Source organism: Candidatus Symbiopectobacterium sp. NZEC127 (genome assembly GCF_025962675.1).
Taxonomy (GTDB): Bacteria; Pseudomonadota; Gammaproteobacteria; order Enterobacterales; family Enterobacteriaceae; genus Symbiopectobacterium.
The window spans coordinates 1-661 of sequence record NZ_JAGFPG010000038.1 but is presented as its reverse complement, the minus strand read 5'-3'; the positions used below and the strand labels follow the sequence as shown (position 1 = coordinate 661).

The window sequence follows — 661 nt, the reverse complement described above, 5'->3', positions numbered from 1 at the left end:
ATTACTGCGAAAATTGTCAAAGGTGGTTCAATTTTAAAGCCAACCGAATTTATTCCTGTTGATAATTATCATAGCTGGATGGTTCGAGGGCTACCAAAAGTTGGGGATGTAGTGTTAACGACCGAGGCCCCTTTAGGAGAAGTCGCTCAACTTTCGAACGAAAAAGTAGCCTTAGCTCAGCGAATTGTCACTTTGAGAGGTAAGAAAGGACTTCTTCATAATGATTATCTGCTTTATTTGTTGCAGAGTTCATCAGTACAGAATCAACTTAATGCAAGAGCAACTGGCACGACGGTTAAAGGGATTAAACAGAGTGAATTACGGAAAGTTGTATTAAATATTCCCGCGTTAAAATATCAAAAATGGGCAGCAAAGTGCTTACAGTCTTTAGATAAGAAAATTAAAAACAATGATCGAGTAAACCAAACCCTCGAACAAATGGCGCAAGCCCTATTCAAAAGCTGGTTTGTCGGTTTTGAACCGGTAAAAGCCAAAATGGCGGTACTAGAAATAGGCGGTTCACAAGAAGAAGCAACGCTTGCGGCTATGACGGCGATTTCTGGTAAAAATGCTGATGCATTGATGGTTTTTGAGCGTGAACATCCTGAGCAATATGCCGAGTTAAAAACCACGGCAGAACTGTTTCCGTCTGCGATGCAGG

The 661-nt window shown here is 41.1% G+C and carries 1 protein-coding gene; it reads left to right on the top strand.

The annotated features are described in order from the left end of the window. On the top strand, window positions 1-661 hold a 661-nt coding region (locus tag J5069_RS23795), incomplete at both ends, for a restriction endonuclease subunit S (RefSeq protein ID WP_413542280.1).